This is a genomic window from Microbacterium bovistercoris (assembly GCF_003387575.1).
GTDB classification, from domain to species: domain Bacteria; phylum Actinomycetota; class Actinomycetes; order Actinomycetales; family Microbacteriaceae; genus Microbacterium; species Microbacterium bovistercoris.
This window is the reverse complement of record NZ_QUAB01000010.1, coordinates 68,424-87,655: the sequence shown is the minus strand read 5'-3', so window position 1 is coordinate 87,655 and position 19,232 is coordinate 68,424. Positions and strand designations below refer to the sequence as shown.

Sequence of the window (19,232 nt, the reverse complement as noted above, 5' to 3'; positions counted from 1 at the left end):
GGGAGGTCTCCACCGTCTCCTCGGTGGTGTTCTCCTCCTCCTCGGTCTCGCCCTCCGGAGGAGTGATGTCGTTCCAGTTGTCCACCTGCTGCAGGCTGTCCGTGGCGATCCAGGCCATGCCGCCGATGACATCGTTCAGCACCACGACGTCCCGGTTCACCCGGAAGGTCAGACTCGCCGACGGCTTCAGACCGGGGATCCGCTCCGACAGATCACTCGCGTCGCCGCCGCAGTCCCGCACGAATGCGCCGGAGCCGGCCCATGCACCGTACGTGCACCCGGCGACGTGGACCGGTGCGGCAGGGACGCCCTTCCCCTTGACGCTCTTCTCCGCTGGTTCGCCGCCGTCCAGCGGCACGCGCAGCAGCGCGGAACCGGTCGCCACTGCGACGTCACCCGCCTCACCGGATGCCTGCTGCAGCACCGCGGAGTCCGCGTCGTCGATCTCGGAGCGGAAGCCGCCGGGAGTCATGACGACGCCCTGCCCGCGGTCGAGCACGACCGGCGTCGCCCCCACCGCGGTGATCGACGCCTCACTGCCCGTCTCCAGCCCGTCCACGGCAGCCGACTCCGGCTCCCCCGGGTCGCCCTGCGGGCTGACGGGGATCGTGTACACCGCGGACTGCGCCGGCGACACGGCATAGACGGTGCCATCGTCACCGACGGTGACATCGGCATCCTTGCCGAGCTCCGCCACGGGCTCGCTGGCCGCGAACTCGAACCCGTTGAGGTTCTGCGGCGGGACGACCCAGAGGTCGCCGGAACCGGGATCGAGGATGGCCGTGGTCTTGTCGCCGAGTGCCACCTTCGCCGACCCGGGGATGCTCGTCGCGTCGCCGAGGGCGACCGTGGCCGGGTTCACCGGCGTCAGTGTCGACTCGTCGCGGTTCACGACCACGACGGTCGACTCGTCCTGCAGGATGTCGAACTCCTGGCCGGTCGTGCGCAGACCGCCGTCGAGCAGCGTCGACTCGTTGTTGAAGTGCCCCACCAGCAGATCGGACGACTTCGTGATCCACACGCCGCCGTCGTTCAGATCGACCTCGGTCGTCGGGTTGCCGTCGTACGCCAGCGCGAGCGTCGTGATCGTCACCGCCCCGACCGTCACCGCAGCGGCGGATGCCAGGGTCCTGGGGCGCATCCTGAGCCAGCTCAAGGCCTTCATATCCGGTACTCCTGCGCGCTCGTCAGTGTCTGTGCGCCCCGATGCCGCCACGCCGGCCCCCAGGCACGCCCGCCTATCCTAGGCCAGCGGTCCTGAGCATCGCGATGGGGACAACTGCCCATCGCTCAGCTGACGCGCCAGCACCCCTCCACGTGATCGTCCACCATGCCGGCGGACTGCATCAGCGCATACATGGTCGTCGGACCGACGAACCGGAACCCGCGCCGGCGCAGCTCCTTGCTCAATGCGGCGGATGCCGGCGTCGTGGCCGGAACGTCTGCGAACTCGCGCGGGCGGGGACCCGCATCTGCCGGGGCGAAGGACCACATCAGTTCGTCGAACTCGCCGTCGGCCATGGCATCGACCAGTGCGGCGTTGCCGATCACGGCCTCGATCTTGGCGCGGTTGCGCACGATCCCGGCATCCGACATCAGGCGCTCGACGTCGTCGCCGTCGAATCGCGAGACGACGGCCGGGTCGAAACCGGAGAACACCTCGCGGAAGCGGGGGCGCTTGCGCAGGATCGTGATCCAGCTGAGGCCCGCCTGGAACCCCTCCAGCGACATCTTCTCGAACAGCGCGCGGTCTCCGCGCAGCGGCACGCCCCACTCCTCGTCGTGGTAGCGGCGGTACTCGTCGTCGTCGCCGACCCAGGCGCAGCGTGCGCGCCCGTCAGCGGCGGTGAGGAGCGATGTCATGGATCCACGCTATCGGCACCCGCCGACGCCGCGGATGCCGGGTCAGCCGGCCAGGTACCGATCGAGTTGCTCGAGCAGCGGCTGCGAGCGCGCGTCCGCGACCGCGGCGGCGCCGACGGCGCACGCGCCGGCCAGCGCCCGTGCGGCGTCGACGCCCGAGGCCAGCCCGATGGTGAGCGCCGCGCAGAACGCGTCGCCCGCGCCGACGGTGTTCACCACCTCGGTCTTCACGGCCGGCGCCGCGGCGATCCGCAGTCCGCTCTCGAACAGCTCGGCGCCCTCACCGCCGTAGGTCACCGCGACGCGCTTCGCGGTGCGCAGCGCGGGGATGAGCTCGTACTCCGTCTCGTTCACGATGATCAGGTCGGCTCGCTCGAGCACGTCGTCGGGAAGGTCCATGGCCGGTGCCGCATTCAGCGCGAAGAAGCCCTTCGCCTCGGATGCGAGACGGCGGATGACGTCCATCGAGACCTCCAGCTGGGCGAGCACCGCTTCGTCAGCACCGAGGCCGACACCGTCCAGGCTCACGGCGCCGTTCGCCCCCTCGCACACCGCGATCTGGTTCTCGCCTGCGCGATCGACGACGATCAGGGCGACGCCGGTGGGCTCCGCTGCGGTGCGCACGTCCGCGACATCCACGCCCGCCTCGATCAACGACTGCCGCATGGCCTCGCCGTCGGCGTCGGAGCCGACGGCGCCGATCATGCGGGTGCGGGCGCCCAGCCGCGCGGCGGCCGCAGCCTGGTTCGCGCCTTTCCCGCCCGGCTCGCGCACCAGCCTGCCGCCGCCGACCGTCTCGCCGGCCTCGGGCAGCCGCTCGGTGCGTGCGGTCAGGTCGACGTTGATGCTGCCGACGACGGCGAGCGAGACGGGTGCGTTCATCGGATCTCCTTGGTTGCTCACTGGCTGGTCTGCACGACCGAGAGCAGTCCGGCCTTGCCGGACACGATGCACTTGGCCAGGTAGACGGGTCCGGACGACGTCGAGGCGGTCTGGGTGAGGATGAGCACGGGATCCGCGGCATCGAGGCCGAGCAGCGCACCACGTGACTCGCCGACGACATTCACGGTGATCTCGCACACCGCCGACGTGAAGACCGCTGCCCCGCGGGCGATGAGCGCCGCCATCAGGCTGGACTCCTCGGCTGCGGCCTCGTCGATGGTCGCCGCGATCTGCGGGCTGTGGTCGGAGAGGTAGCGCCCGGCGGGCAGGTGCTCCTGAAGCAGGGCGACCGGCTCCCCCGCGCGCTCGATCACACTCTCGCGGAACCAGGTGTTCGCCTCGGCATCCAGATGCAGGCGCCCGCCCACGAAATCGGTCATCGGCTGCAGCACGAACTCGAGCTGGCGGACCGTGATGTCTTCAGCCGCGTCTGCGAGCGCGGCCTCGAGTGGACGCAGCTCCTCCAGCCCTACGACGGGCAGCGCGTCGGCGACGAAGCGGCCGATGCCGCGCCGCGTGGTGATCAGGCCGTCCTCCTCGAGCAGCATCAGTGCTTCGCGCACCACGGTGCGCGAGACGCCGAGCGCGGTGCCCAGTTCGGTCTCGCGCGGCAGCGCGGCGCCCAGTTCGAAGACGCCGGAGCGGATGCCCTCGGCCAGCCGGGAGTACACCGCCACGCGCAGCGGCTGCCCGACGGTGGCTGTCAGCGGCCTGCCGAGGAACTGCTCTGTCGCCGTCATGTCGTCTCCTTCGCCGATGCGGTGTGCCGATGCGGATGTCGCGGATCGGATGCCGCCAGGACAAACGCCATTCAACCATGCCGGAACGCACGTTGCGGATGTTCTACCTCAGAGGTATAACATCATATAACCCTAGGAGGCCGGCACCCTGCATCCTCCGCTGACGAAGGAGTCATCCATGCAGTCCTCCCCCTCACCCGCTGTGCTCGATCGGCCCGAACCGATCCGCGGCATCCGCTCGGTCGCGATGGTCGCGACCCTGATCCTCACGGTCGTCGCCTTCCAGCTGAACTCGAGCATGATCACCCCGGCGCTGCCCGACATCTCGAAGCAGCTCGGCGCACCGATGGATGCGGTGTCGCAGGTGTCGTCGCTGTTCTTCCTCGCGGGCGCGGTCGGCGGCATCATCCTGGCTCGCTGGAGCGACTTCATCGGGCGCAAGCGCGCTCTGCTGATCGTGCTCGGGCTCATCGCGCTCGGCACGGTGCTCTGCATCATCTCGCCGAACCTCACCGTGCTGCTGATCGGGCGCGTGCTGCAGGGCGCCTCCAGCGCGGCATTCCAGATCTCGTACGTGATCCTCGCCGAGACACTCCCCGTGGCGGTGTTCCCGACCGTGCTCGGCGTGCTCACGGCGATCAACGGCGGCGTCGGTGGCGTCGACGGCTGGATCGGCGGCCTCCTCGCCGACGCGTTCGGCTTCCGCGCGCTGTTCGTCGTGATCCTCGTGGTCGCCGTACTGGCGATCGTCTGCGTCGCCCTGGCCGTCCCTCGCGACGGTGCACCCTCCTCTACCGGACGCATGGACTGGTGGGGGGCCGCAGCGCTGTCGATCGGACTGATCTGCCTCACGTACTTCGTCTCGACCGGATCGGGTCAGGGCTGGTTCGCCCCGCTCACACTGGTGTTCCTGGCAGGCACGATCGCCGCGTTCCTCGCCTTCGCGGCGATCGAGAAACGCCGCACCACGCCGCTGGTCGCCGTGCAGCACCTGCGCTCGCGTCAGGTGTGGCCGGTGCTCGCCGTCACCGTGCTGACGCTGTCGAGCGTGTTCACCGTGATCAACTTCACCATCGTCATCCTCAGTCAGGACCAGGCCGTCGGCTACGGCATGAACGCGTCCACCTCGGCACTGATGTACCTGACCCCGCCCGCCCTCATCGGGCTGGCCGCCGCACCGCTGTCGGGCTGGCTCGCCGGCCGTTTCGGCTGGATCCCCATGCTGCGCGTCGGCATGGTGCTCTCGATCGCGGCACTCGTGGTGACGGCCGTGTTCCCGTTCAGCCAGTGGACCGTGTTCGCCATGTTCGTCGTGCTGGGCATCTCATACAACGGCGTCGTGCTCACCACCACCAACGGCCTGGGAGTGCTTCAGTCGCCCAGCGAGGCGCCCGCGATCCTGCCCAGCATGAACAGCACCGGGTTCGGCTTCGGCGCGAGCCTCGGCATCGCGATCGTCGCGCCGTTCGTCGTGACCGGCAGCTACACCCTGGCACTGTGGATCTCGGTCGGGATCAGCGTGCTGGCGTTCGTGGCGAGCCTGTTCCTGCAGCCGAAGCCGGCCGGCCGCCCTACCGCCTGATGCCCCACGAGGAGACCCCGATGTCAGACACCCAGAACCGCCCGCTGTACTTCGACTGCGACACCGGGATCGACGACTCGCTCGCGCTGGCGTACCTGCTCGCGTCACCCGAGGTGGAGCTGGCCGGCATCGGCACCGTGTGCGGCAACACCGACGCCGAGCAGGCCGCGCGGAACACGCTCGGACTGCTCGCACTCGCGGACCGCGACGACGTGCCGGTCGCCGTCGGCCGGCACGACTTCCTCACGCGCGCCTTCGACGGCGGTGCGAAGCATGTGCACGGCGAGAACGGCGTCGGGGACGTGACCCTGCCGGAGCCGTCCCGTGCGCCGGTCGAGGGGACGGCTGCCGAGATGCTGATCCGGCTCTCGCACGAGTACGCCGGCACGCTCGAGGTCGTGGCCGTCGGCCCGCTGAGCAACCTCGCCACCGCCCTCGAGATCGACCCGTCGCTGCCCTCGCGGGTGGCGCGGGTGACGCTCATGGGCGGAGCCGCTCTCGTGGCGGGGAACATCAGCCCGGTCGCCGAGGCGAACATCGGGAACGACCCGGAGGCCGCCGCGGCGGTGCTCGGCGCGGCCTGGCCCGTGATCGTCGCTCCGTTGGACGTGACCCTGGAGAACGTCTTCGAGGAGGAGCACCGCGCACTGCTGCTGGCCTCGCACTCGCCGGTGGCGCGCGCCGTCGGCGAGATGCTCGACTTCTACATGGACTTCTACGTCGCGACCTACGGCCGGCGGTGCTCCGCGCTGCACGACCCGCTCGCCGCGGCACTCGCGGTCGGTCAGGTGGTGCCGACGAACGCGCCCGCCGTTCCGGTGACCGTCGACACGACCGCCGGCCCCGGGCGCGGTCAGCTCATCGCGGACCTGCGCGGCCAGCGCGTCGGCCCCGTCGACCACGCAGACGCGAACGTGCGCATCGTGCTCGCGACGGATGCTCCGCTCGCCGGCATCCTGGCCGAGCGGGTGGCCAACCCGCCGCGCTGACGCTGCGTCCGCCACCCCGGCACGGATGCACGACGCGGGAACGCCCGCACGATCGGACGGGCGGATGCGTCGTGCATCCGTTCACCGGTCGTGCGGGCGTTCCGCGCGAGGCTGTCAGGCGCGCTTCTGCTGCTTGCGCAGCTCCTTCTCCGAGATCGGGGCCTGGCCTGAGGCCTTCAGCGCGGCGTAGTGCGCGCGGGCCTCGTCCTGCCGCTGCTGCTCGATGCCCGAGGCGATGGGGGCGCGGACGTGCTCGGGCTCGTAGCCGAACGCGTTCACGAGGTCGAGCGCGTAGGGCCGCAGCCGCGCGCACAGCCGGTCGATGTAGCTCGACACGGCAGCGGCGCGCTGGGTGGAGAGCCGGCCGTTGATGAGGTGCCAAGCGAGGTGCTTCTCGATCAGCTGCAGTCCGAACAGGTCGCGCAGCCAGGTGAGCACCTTCCTGGTCTCGGCGTCCTCGACCTTGTGCACGGCGTCGGTGAACGCCTCCCACTGCAGCAGCTCACCATGCGCGCGCGCCGCCTCGATGAGCTCGGCCTGGTTCTCGTTGAACAGCTTCTCGCCGAGGACCTTGTCCTTACCCGCGGGGCGCAGGCGCCCTGCGATGTCGGCGACCATCTGCTGCACGCGCTCGGTCAGCAGCTCGTGCTGCTGCTCCTCGCGCAGGCCCAGCTCCACCGAACGAGCGGTGGACCCGAGGTCGGCGACCGCCTGGCCGAGCGCGCGCAGGCCGGCGCCGTGGAACACCTTGCCGGCGGTCTGCCCGACCGCGTACTTGGCGAGCGCCGCGGCATCCTTGCCCTTGAACTGCTTGGCGTAGTCGGTGAGCAGACGCTTGCCGACCAGCTGCAGCAGGATGTTGTTGTCACCCTCGAAGGTGACGTAGATGTCGAGGTCCTGGCGCAGACCGACCAGGCGGTTCTCGAACATGAAGCCGGCGCCGCCGCAGGCCTCGCGGGCCTCCTGCAGCGTGTCCAGCGCGTGCCAGGTCGACAGCGGCTTGAGCGCCGCGGCGAGGGTCTCGAGGTCTTCGCGGTCGGTCGGGGTGTCGGTGCGGCCCGAGAACACGCCGTCGAACTTCTGCAGGAACTCGTCGTGCGCGAAGATCTGCGCGTAGGTGGTGGCCAGGCGCGGCAGCAGCCGGCGCTGGTGCTTGCCGTAGTCGAGCAGCACGACCTCCTGCCCGTCTGCGCCGTCGAACTGGCGGCGCTGCGTCGCGTAGGTGATCGCGATGTGCAGTCCGAGAGCGGATGCCCACGACGAGGCGCCGTCGAGCGAGACGCGGCCCTGCACCAGGGTGCCCAGCATCGTGAAGAAACGGCGACCAGGACTGTCGATCGCGCTGGTGTACGTGCCGTCCGGCGCGACGTCGCCGTAGCGGTTCAGCAGGTTGGTGCGCGGGATGCGCACGTGGTCGAAGCTCAGCCGGCCGTTGTCGATGCCGTTCAGGCCGCCCTTCAGGCCGTCGTCCTCGCGGCCGATGCCCGGCAGGTCGACGCCGTCCTCACCGCGCAGCGGCACGTAGAAGCAGTGCACACCGTGGTTCACGCCGTTCGTGATCAGCTGCGCGAACACGGTCGCGGCGATGCCGTGCAGGGCGGCGTTGCCGAGGAACTCCTTCGTCGCCGCACGGAACGGCGTGTTGATGACGAACTCCTCGGTCTCCGGGTCGTAGGTCGCGGTCGTGCCGACGGCCGCGACATCCGACCCGTGCCCGATCTCGGTCATCGCGAAGGCGCCCGGGATGGAGAGGTCCATGATGCCGGGCAGCCACTTCCTGTGGTGCTCGGCGGTTCCGAGCTGCAGCACGGCCGAGCCGAACAGTCCCCACTGCACGCCCGACTTGATCTGCAGGCTGGGGTCGGCGACCACCAGCTCCTCGAACCCGGCGATGTTGGCGCCGTTGTCCTCCGCGCCGCCGAACTCCTTCGGGAACGCGCGATGCACGGCGTTGTTCTCGACCAGCAGGTGCAGCTGCGTGAGCACGCGCTCGCGGTGCTCGTCCTTGCCGAGCGAGTCGTCGCGCCAGAACGCCGAGTCCTTGATCAGCTCGCGCGACTCGCGCCGGGTGTCGGCCCACGTGCCCATGAGCAGCTCATTGAGGCGATCGACATCGATCTGCGGGGCAGGAGTGGAGGTGCGAACGGCGGCGTCGACCATGGTGAATCCTCTCGAGAGGGAGTCCGGGGATGCTTCGATGGTAGGACTACGACAACCGCAGAGGAACTCGCATGTAGGTTTCCCATCACAAGACCGCGAAACGCCCTCGATTCCTGTTGTCGCGAGTCCACAGCCGCGTGTCGTGCGCGGAAGGCGAATCAGATTGCGGACGCACCCGCAACGAGTGAGACCGGAGCATCCGGAGGGCGGCGTCTCAGTTCGCGGCGATGACCTCGAGCACGGCATCGCCGTAGGCGTCGCGCTTCTTGGCGCCGATGCCGGTGATGCCGTCGAGCGCGGCGGCGGACGCCGGACGGTGCTCGGCCAGCGCGCGCAGCGTGGCGTCACCGAACACGATGTACGCGGGCACGCCCTGCTCGCGCGCCGTCTCGGCGCGCCAGGCGCGCAGCGCCTCGAACAGCGGCCGGTCGCCGGCATCCAGCGCATCGGATGCCGAGGACTTGCGGGCCTTCGCCGCGGAGACCCGGCCGATGATGTCCTTGCGCAGCGGGACCGGGGTCTCGCCGCGGAGCACCCCTGCAGCCGCCTCGCCGGGAGCGAGCGTTCCGTACTCACCCTGCGCCACGAGGATGCCGCCGGCGAGCAGCTGCCGCACGACGCTGCGCCAGTCCTGCTCTGACAGGTCCTGTCCGATGCCGTAGGTGGCGATCTGCTCATGGCCGAACTTGCGGATGCGCTCGGTGGACGAGCCGCGCAGGATGTCGATGATCTGCCCTGCACCGAACGCCTGATTCCGCTCGCGTTTCAGCCGGACGATCGTGGACAGCAGCTTCTGCGCGGGGATCAGCCCGTCGAAGGTCTCGGGCGGCGCGAGGCAGGTGTCGCAGTTGCCGCACGGCTGCGAGTCCTGTCCGAAATAGCCGAGCAGGTTCTGCCGCCGGCACGAGACCGTCTCGCACAGCGCGAGCATCGCGTCGAGGTGCTGGCCCATGCGCAGCTTGAAGGTGCGGTCGCCGGGACTCTGGTCGATCAGACGGCGCTGCTGCACGACGTCGCCCAGGCCGTACGCCATCCAGGCGACGGACGGCTCGCCGTCGCGGCCGGCACGACCCGTCTCCTGGTAGTACCCCTCGACGGACTTCGGCAGATCGATGTGCGCGACGAACCGGACATCCGGCTTGTCGATGCCCATGCCGAACGCGATCGTGGCGACCATGACCACGCCCTCCTCACGGAGGAAGCGCGCCTGGTTCGCCGCCCGCACCTCGGCGGGCAGCCCCGCGTGGTACGGCAGGGCATCGAAGCCCTGCGCGACGAGATACTCGGCCGTCTGCTCGACGGACTTGCGGCTGAGCGCATAGACGATGCCTGCGACAGGGCCCGCCTCGGCGGCGGAGCGGATGAACGCGACCAGCTGCCGGCGCGGATCGACCTTCGGCACGATGCGGTACTGGATGTTGGGGCGGTCGAAGCTCGCGACGAAGTGCTGCGCGCCGTCCAGGTGCAGCCGCTCGGTGATCTCCTTGTGCGTCGCCCGGGTCGCGGTGGCCGTGAGCGCCATGCGCGGCACCCCGGGGAACCGCTCCGCGAGATCGCCCAGCGCCAGATAGTCGGGTCGGAAGTCGTGGCCCCATTGCGACACGCAGTGCGCCTCATCGATGGCGATGACGCTGAGTGTTCCGCGCTGAAGCAGTGCCGTGGTCTGCGAGTTCGACAGTCGCTCCGGCGCGACGTAGATGAGGTCGAGTTCGCCGGCCAGGTAGTCGCGCTCCACCGCACGGCGCTCGTCGAGCGACTGGGTGGAGTTGAGGTACGCGGCCCTCACGCCGTTGGCGCGCAGCGCGTCGACCTGGTCGTGCATGAGCGCGATGAGCGGGCTGATCACCAGGCCGGTGCCCTCGCGCACCAGCGCGGGCACCTGGTAGGTGATCGACTTGCCGCCACCTGTGGGCATCAGCACGACGGCGTCGCCGCCGGCGACGACCTGATCGACGATCGCGGCCTGGTCGCCACGGAAGGCGTCGTATCCGAACACCGTGCGGAGCGCCTCGAGCGGCGTGGGGAAGCGGCTGGGCGCGGGGCGTCCGGCCGCAGGACCGGATGCCGGCGCCGGCACCACAGGCGTCATGGGCCCCTGACCCCAGTCCAGCGGGGGTTCGTAGCCGTCCTCCGGCGGGATCCAGTCGAGGTCCTCCGGCTCGCCCCAGGGCTCGTCCGGGTACGGCGGCTCGTCGTACGAGGGCGTGTGCTGCGGCATCCCTCCAGGGTAGCCACCGCCGCCGACGCCGGCGGCTTTCTCCACAGCCCGTGGCCGCACACCGCCCGGACCGGGTGACCGCTCTCTCACCGTAAACTCTGGGGATGGCCACCCGACCCGCGTTGAGCACGCGCACTCTGCTCGTCTGCGCTGCGATCGGCGTCGCCACCGGCATCCTGGGCGGGATCGCAGGCGTGATCACTCCCGTCGTCATCATCGGACTCCCGATCCTCTACGGCCTCGTCCTCGGGGTGCACGTCCTGCCGGGCATCATCGCTCAGGAGGTGCTGCGTCTGCCGCTGGTGGCACTGATGACGCACGTGATCGCGGCGTTGATCTCGAGCGCGTTCAACCCGGCCTGGGCGATGCGCTTCATCGGCACTGCGTTGCTGTTCGGCGCGATCCAGGAGGGCGTCGCCGCGCTCACGCGGTACCGCGCCTGGGGCGCCTGGCGGTTCTTCATCTCGGCCGTGATCATCGGCGCGATCGTGGCCGTCGTGGTGTGGTTCGTCGTCGATCTGGGCGCCTTCGCCCTGTGGGCGCAGATCACGTATCTCGTCATCGCGGTGCTGGGTCCCGTGGCCTGGACCGCCGTGGGGCTGGCGATCGGGAACTCGCTGCGCAAGGCGGGCGTCGCCGCCCGCTGACCCCCACCGCCACCTGGCAGATAAGGTGAGCCTCAGCTAAGTTGGAGGGGTACTGCTCCGTAGAGCGCCCTGACCCCGAGGTTCCGCCGTGCGCACATCCGCGCCCCTGCTCCGCGTGCGTGACCTCAGCATCACCCACGCAGGTGCCGCGCATCCGTCGCCGCGGGGGATCTCGTTCGACATCCGTCCGGGCGAGGTGGTCCTGCTGCTCGGCCCGAGCGGCTCGGGCAAGTCCACGCTCACGCTCGCGCTGAACGGGCTCATCCCCCAGTCCGTGCAAGCCGCGGTCGAGGGCACTGTGGAGGTCGCGGGCCTCGACGCCGCGAGCACATCCGTCGCGCGGCTCAGCGAACACGTCGCGATGGTGTTCCAGGATCCCGATGCGCAGCTGGTCACGGGCACCCTGCTCGACGAGGTCGCGTTCGCACTGGAGAACCAGCTGCTGCCGGTCGCCGAGATACTCGCCCGCACAGAGGCGGCACTGCGCCGGGTCGGGCTGTGGGAGCGTCGCACCTGGAGCCCCGATCTGCTCTCAGGCGGAGGCCGCCAGCGACTCGCGATCGCGTGCGCGCTCGCGATGGGGTCACGGATGCTGGTGCTCGACGAGCCCACGGCGAACCTCGACCCGCAGGGCACTGCGGACGTGCACGCGGCGATCGCCGACCTGGTCGCAGAGGGCGACCGGGCGGTGCTGCTGGTGGAGCACGAGTACGAGTCGGCATTGCAGTTCGCGACGCGTGTGATCGAACTGGGGCAGGACGGGCGGCTGGTGTTCGACGGGCCAGCCCAGGACTACCCCACGGCGCGCGCGAGAACAGGAGATCCGGCGGAGACAGGCCGAACTCCGAGCATCCGTCCTGTTCTCGCCGGATCTCCTGTTGCGGATGCCTCGGCACACGCGGTGACCATCCGCGACCTCCGCGTGCTGAAACAGCGCGAAGAGATCCTGCGGATCGACGACCTCGACATCGCCGCAGGCAGCTTCACGGCGGTCGTCGGCGCGAACGGCGCGGGCAAGACCACGCTCATCCAGGCTCTGGCCGGAGTCGTGCCGCCGGCGGCGGGCACGGTGCGCATCGCGGAGCTGGATGCCGGCGCCGCGTCGCCCCGGAGCCTCGCCGCCCGCGTCGGCTTCGTGTTCCAGAACCCGGAGCACCAGTTCATCGCGCACACCGTCTTCGACGAGCTCGCGCACGGCCTGCGGCTGCAGCATGTTCCGGCATCCGAGATCGAGACGCGCGTGACCGAGGTGCTGGAGCGCCTCGACCTGGCGCACAAGGCGCAGACGCATCCGTTCCTGCTCTCCGGCGGCGAGAAGCGCAGGCTCTCGGTCGGCACCGCGATCATCACCCGTCCACAGGTTCTCGTGCTCGACGAGCCGACGTTCGGCCAGGATCGCGACCGCGCCGCCGAGCTCCTCGCCCTGCTCTCCGACCTGCAGCGCGGGGGCACCACGATCGTCGTCGTCACGCACGACCTGCGCCTCGTCGCCGAACGCGCCACGCACACCGTCATCCTCGCGGACGGACGGATGCTGGCCTCCGGCCCGGCCGCGGACGTGCTTGCCGACCTGCCCGTGCTCGAGCGCGCCGGGCTGCGCCCGGCAGCGAACCCCGTTCCGTTCCGGTCGCAATCCAGCACAGTCCCCGCGGCCCGCACTGTGCCCGATCGCGACCGGAACAGCCCGGACGCGAACTCACTTGACCCGTACGCCGAAGCCCCGACCCCCGCGCGCTACTGGCTGCACCATCTGAACCCCCTGGCGAAGGCCCTCCCGGTCATCCCCGCGATCGTGCTGCTGGTGTTCACCCGCGATCTGCTCACGCCCGCCCTCTTCCTGGCGCTGTCGTACCTGGTGATCGTCAGCGGCACCCGTCTGACCCGGCGCATCGCACTGCTGCTCTTCGTCGCCGTTCCCGTGGGGCTGGCCGCGATCGCGCTCGGCTTCTCGCTGTGGGTGTCGCCGGCGCTGGTCGCCGGCACCCCCGGCATCCTGAACATCGGCGACTGGACCCTGCACACGGGTGCTCTCGCCATCGGTGCGGCCACCGCGCTGCGCCTCGGCGCGATCCTCGCCCTCGCCCTGATCGGCGGTCTCACCACGACCGGGACCGACCTGGTGCGCGCGGGCGTGCAGCAGCTCCGCATCCCCTACCGGGTCGGGTACACGGCGCTGGCCGCCTACCGCTTCGTGCCTCGCTTCGGGTACGAGCTGTCGATCATCCGCGCCGCGCACCGGGTGCGCGGTCACCACGGCGGCAGCGGGCCATTCGCCCGGCTGGCCCGCGGATGGGGCTACATCGTGCCGCTTCTCGCCGGCGGCATCCGGCACGCCGAGCGGGTCGCGCTCGCGATGGATGCCCGCGCCTTCGGCGCCCACCCCACCCGCACCGAGCGTCACCTCGTGCCGTGGCGTGTACGAGACATGGTCTTCACCGCCGCTGTGGTCGCGGCATCCGCCGCCATCCTCCTCTCGACCTACCCGTGGAACGGAACCCCATGAGCAAGATCGTCAAGCCCGAGGCGCAGGAGCTGCTGCATCTGACCGTGCTGCGCACCGAGCGCCTGAGCCCGCACTGGGTGCGGGTCACATTCGGCGGCGGGGAGGTCGACCGGTTCCGGCCGATGGGCTACGACCAGTGGTTCCGGCTGTTCCTGCCGCTCGGCGGCGAGGCCGCGCTCGACCGGGTTCCGGCCAAGGCGAACGGCGTGCTGGGCTACCTGAAGTTCCTGCGGATCCCCGACGGCGAACGCCCGGTGATGCGCAACTACACGGTGCGCGCACACCGCCCGGCGACCGCCGAAGCCGGCGCCGAGATCGACGTCGACTTCGTGCTGCACGGCTCGGCGGCCGAGGGCACCGCGGGACCGGCATCCCGCTGGGCCGAGACCTGCCGCGCCGGGGAGCACGTCCTGATCATCGACGAGGGCCTCATGTTCAACCCTGAGCGGGGCGTGGACCGCGTCCTGCTCGTCGGCGACGAGACCGCGCTGCCGGGGATCGCCGGCATCTGCGCGTCGCTCCCCGCGGCCGCGACGGGCGTCGTGATCGTCGAGGTTCCGGATCCGGCGGATGCTCTGGACTTCCCGCATCCCGAGGGTGTGGAGCTGCGCTGGGTCGTGCGCTCCGCGACGGAGGAGCCCGGCGTCGCGGCGCTGGCGGCGATGCGCGAGGCCCCGCTGCCGGATGCTCCGTTCCACGCCTATCTCGCCGGAGAGCAGGCCCTCGCCACCGGCGGGCGCCGGCTGCTGGTGAACGAGCGCGGCGTGGACAAGAACCGGGTCAGCTTCACCGGCTACTGGAAGATCGGCGCCGCATCCCCGGCCTCGAAGGCGTCGCGCGAGGCCGCTGCGCGGCCTGCGGTCTGACGCGTCCGGCTGCCCTGCGTCGCTTGCACGCGGCGGATCGATCTGCAGATGGCGGATGCTGCGCGGTGAGTGCCGCCGCCGGGCGCAGGGCAGCCGGACGCGTCAGGCTGCCCTGCGTCGCTTGCACGCGGCGGATCGATCTGCAGATGGCGGATGCTGCGCGGTGAGTGCCGCCGCCGGGCGCAGGATCGTCCGCCATCTGCAAGACGCCGGGATGCCGGAACGCGAAACGGCCGCCCCGAGGGGCGGCCGTTCAGGTGGAGCATGCGTCAGCGCTTGCCGGCGATCTGCCGACCGACGAGGTCGCGCATGATCTCGTTCGTGCCGCCGTAGATGCGGTGCACGCGGGCATCGGTGAAGGCCTTCGCGATCGGATACTCCATGATGTAGCCGTAGCCGCCGTGCAGCTGCACACCCATGTCGAGCACCTCCCACTCGCGCTCGGTCGCCCAGAACTTCACCTTCGCGGCGTCCTCTGCGGTGAGCTTGCTGTCCTTGTAGGCCAGCAGCGCGCGGTCGACGTACGCCCACATCACCTCGGTGGTGGTGACCATGTCGGCCAGGCGGAAGCGCGTGTTCTGGAAGTCGGCGATGCGCTCGCCGAACGCCTCACGATCCTTCGTGTAGGCGATCGTCCACTTGGTCGCGGCCTCAGCTGCGGCTGCGGCGGCGACGCCGATCGACAGGCGCTCGAGGGGCAGGTTCATCATCAGCTGGATGAAGCCCTGGCCCTCCTTGCCGCTGATCAGGTTCTCGTCGGGCACGAAGACGTCGGTGAAGCTGAGCTCGGCGGTGTCCCAGCCGTGGAAGCCCATCTTGCTGAGCTTCTTGCCCTGGTCGAAGCCCTCCATGCCCTTCTCGACGATCAGCAGGCTGAACGCGTCGGGACGGTTGCCCTCACCGGTCTTGACGAAGGTGACGACGATGTCGGCGGTCGTGCCGGACGAGATGAACGTCTTGGCGCCGTTGAGGATGTAGCCGCCGTCGACCTTCTTGGCATTGGTCTTGATGCCGCGCAGGTCGGAGCCGGCCCCGGGGTCGGTCATGGCGAGCGCGCCGAGCACCTCACCGGTGGCCATGCGGGGCAGCCACTTCTCCTTCTGCTCCTGCGTGCCCATGTGCACGAGATACGGCACGGCCAGGTCGTCCTGGATGCCGAATGCGCCGGCGAGCGAGCCCGCACCGGCGGCGATGACCTCCTCCATCACGATGGTGCGGAAGCGGTAGTCCTGCAGCATCCCGGCGCCGCCGAACTCCTCGGGAACCGACAGTCCGATGAGGCCGGCCTCGCCGGCTGCGAGCATGGTGGCACGGTCGATCTCGCCGGCGGCCTCCCACTTCTCGATGTTCTCGTTCGTGGCGTAGCGCTTGACGAAGTCCTTGACCAGGTCGCGGAAGGCTTCGTGGTCCTCTTCGTAGATGTCGCGTTCCATGTCACTCCTCCAGGCGTGATTCAGCGTCTTCGATGCGGCGAGTCTACGATCGGCGGATGCCGCGACGGGAGTCCGTTGTGACTATGCATCTCAAGTTTCGCGGGACTCGGTTCCGCGTTTGTCGATTGCCGCAAGAGGGGCGTTTCGATCGAATGACGGATGCGGCGGTGCCCGCCTGAGCGCTCACTCCACGTAGTCCGGGGCGGCCGGCAAGCCGAAGAACTCCTCGAGCGTGTGGAATCCGCCCGCGTGATAGGCCGCGGCGATCTCCTTGCCGACGTAGCGCACGTGCCAGGGTTCGGCGATGTAGCCGGTCATGGCCGTGTGGCCGTCCTCGTATCGCACGATGAAGCCGTGCTCCCAGGCGTGCTGCGCGACCCAATCGCTCTGCGGGGTGCCGCCGAAGGAATGGATGTCGGTGCAGTTCGGGCTGCAGGCGACGATGTCGGCCGCGAGCCCGGTCTGGTGCTCGCTGTGCCCGGGGCGGGCCGACACCGTGTCCGCCCTCGCCTCTCCCTGATCCCGCACATGCTGGCCGTAGGTGCGCACCTGGAGGCCATAGGACCGGTAGGCGTTGTTCACTCCGATGCGTCCGGCTCCGGCGTCCGCGGCCGCGGCCGCGAGGCCGGCGAGAGCCGCGGCGACGTCGTCGCGCGCCGTGCCGGATCGTGACGTCGTCGTCAGCCCGCTGCCCGCGAGGGATGCCGGGGCGTAGTTCTCGGGGCTCAGACGACGGGCCTTGTTCACGACGACCCAGACATGTGCAGGGTCGGACAGGGAGATGCACGGGGCGGCGCCGGCGACGACCGCGGCACGGAACGCGTCAGCACCGCCGAATCCGGCGATCACGGCGGAGTCGTCACCGGATGCCAGCGCCGCGGTGACGACCGGGGCGGCACAGGGATCGGCGGCCGGCTCTGAGGCGATCACGACGGCGGGCAGCTCCATCACGGCGGCGAACGCCGGGGGTGCGAGCGAGGCGGCCTCGAGCGGCTGCACAGGAGACGCGAGCGCCCAGAGCGACGCCAGCGCCGTCACGAGCACGCCGACGGGTGCGGCGAAGACGACCGCTCGCGGGGACGACGCGGCATGCCGGGGCTGCATGTCGCTCATGGATTCATTGTCGCGCACACCGGGGCGGGATCACGTCATTCGAAGAAAGAACCGAAACGCACTTGACATTGCTTCGTCGCTTTGTTCGAATGAATGCATGCGGTGGCAGGGGCAGACGATCGAAGGGACAGACGTCGACGCGCTCCCGGGGCTCGAGAACCGCACCGGCATCGTCCGCTCGGTGACCACTCCCGAGTTCGCCGGCATGACCTTCCACGAGGTGCTGTCGAAGTCCGCGCTGAACCGCGTGCCCGGCGCTTCGCGCATGCCTTTCAGCTGGACCGTGAACCCGTATCGGGGATGCTCGCATGCCTGCGTCTACTGCGTGTCACCGGACACTTTCATCCTGTGCGCCGACGGGCGGCAGCGGCCGCTGCGTGATCTCGCGGTCGGCGACGAGATCATCGGCACGGAGAAGCACGGAGCGTACCGCCGATACGTCCGCACGCGAATCGAGGCGAAGTGGGACACGCACAAGCCCGCGTATCGCGTGACACTGGCCGACGGAACGACGCTCGTGGCCAGCGGGGACCATCGGTTTCTGACCGATCGCGGGTGGAAACATGTGACGAACGCAGAGCATGGCCAGCGACCACACCTCACGATCAACAATCGCTTTCAGGGATTCGGGAACGGGGGCGATTCGACCACCGTCGACCAGTCCAGCGCTGACTACAGGCGCGGTTACTTGAGCGGGATGATCCGCGGCGACGGGATGCTGTTCCACGGGGACTACCTACGGTCCGGTCGGATCAGATCTGCGCACCTGTTCCGTCTCGCATTGATCGATGACGAAGCGCTGGACCGTTCACGGGACTATCTCGCGACGGAGGGTGTCAAGACTCGCACACGCGCCTTCGCAACGCAGACTGCGACCCGCAACGCGGCGAACGCGCTTCATACCGGATCAGCGATGAACGTCGCGTCGATCGAAGCATTGATACTCACCCCACGCCAACGATCGGAGTCCTGGGATGCAGGATTCCTCGCCGGCGTCTTCGACGCCGAGGGCAGCTGCTCGCGAGGCGTCCTCCGCATCAGCAACAAGGACGAGGAGCTCTTGGAGCTCATCGCGACTTCGCTCGCAAGGTTCGACATCGCGCACGTCCGAGAGGGAGCCAGGGAGAACGGCGTCTGCAGCATCCGCGTCGTTGGCGGGCTCCCCGCGCGACAGAGGTTCTTCGAGATCGCGCGACCCGCGATCACGCGCAAGATGCTGATCGAGGGCACAGCCGTCAAGACGGTCGCCGATCTGCGCGTGGTCTCGATCGAGCCGCTCGAGGGTGAGCACGACCTGATCGACATCATGACGGGAACCGGGGACTTCATCGCCAACGGAGTGATCAGTCACAACTGCTTCGCCCGGGGGACGCACGAGTACCTCGACCTGGATGCGGGGCACGACTTCGACTCGCAGATCGTGGTGAAGACCAACGTCGTGGAGGTGCTCGAACGAGAACTGCGGCGGGGCTCGTGGAAGCGCGAGACCGTCGCGCTGGGCACGAACACCGACCCGTACCAGCGCGCCGAAGGCCGGTACCGGCTGATGCCCGGCATCATCCGCGCCCTGGCCGACGCGGAAACGCCGTTCTCGCTGCTCACCAAGGGCACGCTGGTGCGGCGCGACATCCCGGTGCTCGTCGAAGCCGCGAAGCGCGTGCCGGTGGATGTGCAGATGTCGATCGCGATGTACGACGACGAGCTGCAGCACGCGATCGAGCCGGGCACGCCGTCTACACAGGCGCGGCTCGACACGGTGAGCGCCCTGGCGGATGCCGGATTCCGCGTCGGCGTCTTCCTCATGCCGGTGCTGCCCCACCTGACGGACACGGTCGCGCACGTCGACGCCGCGCTCTCCCGCATCCGGGATGCCGGTGCAGACCACGTGGTCTACGGCGTGCTGCACCTGCGGGCGGGCGTGAAGCCGTGGTTCTTCCAATGGCTGGAGCAGTACCGGCCCGACCTGGTCTCGTCATACCGCGCGCTGTATCCCGGGGTCGCCGCCGAGGCGCCGAAGGACTACAAGAAGTGGCTCGCGAGAAGGATGCGACCGCTGATCCGCTTGCACGGGCTGTACGCCGAATCGGAGGACGACGAGCGCATGCGGGGGATCATGCGCGAGCGCACCGCGGCGCCGGTCGCGGCGGCGAAGCCGGCCGCGGAGATGCTGTTCTGA

General features: G+C 69.7%; 13 protein-coding genes and 1 pseudogene. 6 read left to right on the top strand and 8 right to left on the bottom strand.

The genetic code is table 11. The annotated features are described in order from the left end of the window. The 4 genes and pseudogenes from DY023_RS00970 to DY023_RS00955 all read right to left on the bottom strand — a co-directional run. A pseudogene (locus DY023_RS00970) lies at window positions 1-1,141 on the bottom strand (Ig-like domain-containing protein); the annotation flags it as partial. A 149-nt stretch (window positions 1,142-1,290) separates the two neighbouring features. Beyond that, entirely contained in the window at window positions 1,291-1,863 is a 573-nt protein-coding gene (locus DY023_RS00965; RefSeq protein ID WP_116240474.1) for a DNA-3-methyladenine glycosylase I, read from the bottom strand. A gap of 42 nt (window positions 1,864-1,905) precedes the next feature. After that, window positions 1,906-2,745 (bottom strand): ribokinase, encoded by an 840-nt coding sequence (locus DY023_RS00960; RefSeq protein WP_116240473.1) that lies wholly within the window; start codon window positions 2,743-2,745, stop codon window positions 1,906-1,908. Window positions 2,746-2,762: 17 nt separating this feature from the next. Beyond that, window positions 2,763-3,545, bottom strand: a complete 783-nt coding sequence (locus DY023_RS00955) for a GntR family transcriptional regulator (RefSeq protein ID WP_116240472.1) — start codon at window positions 3,543-3,545, stop codon at window positions 2,763-2,765. A gap of 178 nt (window positions 3,546-3,723) precedes the next feature. Here DY023_RS00955 and DY023_RS00950 point away from each other — a divergent pair, with 178 nt between their 5' ends. Next, window positions 3,724-5,127 carry an MFS transporter gene (locus DY023_RS00950; RefSeq protein WP_245958523.1) on the top strand — a complete coding sequence of 468 codons (1,404 nt, stop codon included), beginning with the start codon at window positions 3,724-3,726 and terminating at the stop codon, window positions 5,125-5,127. A 20-nt stretch (window positions 5,128-5,147) separates the two neighbouring features. Then, window positions 5,148-6,116 carry a nucleoside hydrolase gene (locus DY023_RS00945; RefSeq protein WP_116240470.1) on the top strand — a complete coding sequence of 323 codons (969 nt, stop codon included), beginning with the start codon at window positions 5,148-5,150 and terminating at the stop codon, window positions 6,114-6,116. Between the two features lie 114 nt (window positions 6,117-6,230). On the opposite strand, the gene DY023_RS00940 is transcribed toward DY023_RS00945, so the two are convergent. Continuing rightward, complete coding sequence (locus tag DY023_RS00940; protein ID WP_116240469.1) at window positions 6,231-8,276, bottom strand: acyl-CoA dehydrogenase family protein; 2,046 nt, start codon at window positions 8,274-8,276, stop codon at window positions 6,231-6,233. 214 nt (window positions 8,277-8,490) lie between these two features. Continuing rightward, a complete protein-coding gene (gene recQ, locus DY023_RS00935; protein ID WP_116240468.1) occupies window positions 8,491-10,494 on the bottom strand; it encodes a DNA helicase RecQ in 2,004 nt (667 codons plus the stop codon). Window positions 10,495-10,598: 104 nt separating this feature from the next. Between recQ and DY023_RS00930 the strand changes: the two genes are divergently transcribed. The 3 genes from DY023_RS00930 (at window position 10,599) to DY023_RS00920 (ending at window position 14,510) form a co-directional block, all read left to right on the top strand. Continuing rightward, a complete protein-coding gene (locus tag DY023_RS00930) occupies window positions 10,599-11,141 on the top strand; it encodes an ECF transporter S component (protein ID WP_116240467.1) in 543 nt (180 codons plus the stop codon). A gap of 88 nt (window positions 11,142-11,229) precedes the next feature. Next, window positions 11,230-13,644, top strand: coding sequence for an ATP-binding cassette domain-containing protein (locus DY023_RS18410; protein WP_342770972.1), 2,415 nt, complete (start codon window positions 11,230-11,232; stop codon window positions 13,642-13,644). After that, the gene (locus DY023_RS00920) at window positions 13,641-14,510 is read left to right on the top strand and encodes a siderophore-interacting protein (protein WP_116240466.1); all 870 of its coding nucleotides are present in this window, start codon (window positions 13,641-13,643) and stop codon (window positions 14,508-14,510) included. Before DY023_RS18410 ends, DY023_RS00920 begins: the two co-directional genes overlap by 4 nt. A gap of 269 nt (window positions 14,511-14,779) precedes the next feature. Here DY023_RS00920 and DY023_RS00915 read toward each other — a convergent pair whose 3' ends face one another. Together DY023_RS00915 and DY023_RS00910 are read right to left on the bottom strand one after the other, a co-directional pair. Further along, window positions 14,780-15,943 carry an acyl-CoA dehydrogenase family protein gene (locus DY023_RS00915; RefSeq protein WP_116240465.1) on the bottom strand — a complete coding sequence of 388 codons (1,164 nt, stop codon included), beginning with the start codon at window positions 15,941-15,943 and terminating at the stop codon, window positions 14,780-14,782. Window positions 15,944-16,126: 183 nt separating this feature from the next. Continuing rightward, window positions 16,127-17,056, bottom strand: coding sequence for a M15 family metallopeptidase (locus DY023_RS00910; protein ID WP_116240464.1), 930 nt, complete (start codon window positions 17,054-17,056; stop codon window positions 16,127-16,129). A 97-nt stretch (window positions 17,057-17,153) separates the two neighbouring features. On the opposite strand from DY023_RS00910, the gene DY023_RS00905 reads away from it, so the two are divergent. Further along, window positions 17,154-19,232, top strand: a complete 2,079-nt coding sequence (locus DY023_RS00905) for an intein-containing Rv2578c family radical SAM protein (protein WP_116240463.1) — start codon at window positions 17,154-17,156, stop codon at window positions 19,230-19,232.

Coding starts and splice junctions, on each gene's coding strand:
- DY023_RS00965 (WP_116240474.1), bottom strand. CDS start 1,863: ATGACATCGCTCCTCACCGCCGCTGACGGGCGCGCACGCTGCGCCTGG.
- DY023_RS00960 (WP_116240473.1), bottom strand. CDS start 2,745: ATGAACGCACCCGTCTCGCTCGCCGTCGTCGGCAGCATCAACGTCGAC.
- DY023_RS00955 (WP_116240472.1), bottom strand. CDS start 3,545: ATGACGGCGACAGAGCAGTTCCTCGGCAGGCCGCTGACAGCCACCGTC.
- DY023_RS00950 (WP_245958523.1), top strand. CDS start 3,724: ATGCAGTCCTCCCCCTCACCCGCTGTGCTCGATCGGCCCGAACCGATC.
- DY023_RS00945 (WP_116240470.1), top strand. CDS start 5,148: ATGTCAGACACCCAGAACCGCCCGCTGTACTTCGACTGCGACACCGGG.
- DY023_RS00940 (WP_116240469.1), bottom strand. CDS start 8,276: ATGGTCGACGCCGCCGTTCGCACCTCCACTCCTGCCCCGCAGATCGAT.
- recQ (WP_116240468.1), bottom strand. CDS start 10,494: ATGCCGCAGCACACGCCCTCGTACGACGAGCCGCCGTACCCGGACGAG.
- DY023_RS00930 (WP_116240467.1), top strand. CDS start 10,599: ATGGCCACCCGACCCGCGTTGAGCACGCGCACTCTGCTCGTCTGCGCT.
- DY023_RS00920 (WP_116240466.1), top strand. CDS start 13,641: ATGAGCAAGATCGTCAAGCCCGAGGCGCAGGAGCTGCTGCATCTGACC.
- DY023_RS00915 (WP_116240465.1), bottom strand. CDS start 15,943: ATGGAACGCGACATCTACGAAGAGGACCACGAAGCCTTCCGCGACCTG.
- DY023_RS00910 (WP_116240464.1), bottom strand. CDS start 17,056: ATGAGCGACATGCAGCCCCGGCATGCCGCGTCGTCCCCGCGAGCGGTC.
- DY023_RS00905 (WP_116240463.1), top strand. CDS start 17,154: ATGCGGTGGCAGGGGCAGACGATCGAAGGGACAGACGTCGACGCGCTC.